We start from the raw sequence: 1,170 nt of genomic DNA on the forward strand, positions 1-1,170 counted from the left end.
GACCCTAAAACTCTTCAATGCACGGGTCTGATCGACCTTGGGCGGCTCGGAACAGCAGATCGCTATGCCGATTTGGCACTCATGATTGCTAACGCCGAAGAGAACTGGGCAGCGCCAGATGAAGCAGAGCGCGCCTTCGCTGTCCTATTCAATGTATTGGGGATCGAAGCCCCCGACCGCGAACGCCTTGCCTTCTATCTGCGATTGGACCCTCTGACTTGGGGTTGATGTTCATGCCGCCTGTTTTTCCTGCTCATTGGCACGTTTCGCAACCTGTTCTCATTGCGGACACCTTTTCCAGCCTCGTTTGGAAAGTTTCATTGCCAGACGGGACTCCTGCAATCGTCAAGGGATTGAAACCTATAGAAGACATTGCTGATGAACTGCGCGGGGCCGACTATCTGGTATGGCGCAATGGGAGGGGAGCAGTCCGGTTGCTCGGTCGTGAGAACAATCTGATGTTGCTCGAATATGCCGGGGAGCGAATGCTCTCTCACATCGTTGCCGAGCACGGCGACTACCAGGCGACCGAAATTGCAGCGGAACTAATGGCGAAGCTGTATGCCGCATCTGAGGAACCCCTGCCTTCTGCCCTTCTCCCGATCCGGGATCGCTTTGCAGCTTTGTTTCAGCGGGCGCGCGATGATCAAAACGCAGGTTGTCAAACTGACTACGTCCACGCGGCGATTATAGCCGATCAAATGATGAGCAATGCCTCGGAACTGCGTGGGCTACATGGCGATCTGCATCATGAAAACATCATGTTCTCCAGTCGCGGCTGGCTGGTGATAGATCCCGTCGGTCTGGTCGGTGAAGTGGGCTTTGGCGCCGCCAATATGTTCTACGATCCGGCTGACAGAGACGACCTTTGTCTCGATCCTAGACGCATTGCACAGATGGCGGACGCATTCTCTCGTGCGCTGGACGTCGATCCGCGTCGCCTGCTCGACCAGGCGTACGCTTATGGGTGCCTTTCCGCAGCTTGGAACGCGGATGGAGAAGAGGAGCAACGCGATCTAGCTATCGCGGCCGCGATCAAGCAGGTGCGACAGACGTCATACTAGATATCAAGCGACTTCTCCTATCCCCTGGGAACACATCAATCTTACCGGAGAATATCGTTGGCCAAAGCCTTAGCGTAGGATTTCGCCCTCTCCCGCAAACGACCCC

The 1,170-nt window shown here is 55.6% G+C and carries 1 protein-coding gene and 1 pseudogene; both read left to right on the forward strand.

The genetic code is table 11. The annotated features are described in order from the left end of the window. A pseudogene (locus GVV58_RS15205) lies at positions 1-228 on the forward strand (APH(3'') family aminoglycoside O-phosphotransferase); the annotation flags it as partial. Next, positions 228-1,064 (forward strand): aminoglycoside O-phosphotransferase APH(6)-Id, encoded by an 837-nt coding sequence (locus GVV58_RS15210; RefSeq protein WP_000480968.1) that lies wholly within the window; start codon positions 228-230, stop codon positions 1,062-1,064. The pseudogene GVV58_RS15205 and the gene GVV58_RS15210, both read left to right, overlap by 1 nt. Positions 1,065-1,170: the final 106 nt, after the last annotated feature.

This window comes from Acinetobacter sp. 18QD2AZ41W, from assembly GCF_009829025.1.
GTDB classification, from domain to species: Bacteria; Pseudomonadota; Gammaproteobacteria; order Pseudomonadales; family Moraxellaceae; genus Acinetobacter; species Acinetobacter pseudolwoffii.

Coding starts and splice junctions, on each gene's coding strand:
- GVV58_RS15210 (WP_000480968.1), top strand. CDS start 228: ATGTTCATGCCGCCTGTTTTTCCTGCTCATTGGCACGTTTCGCAACCT.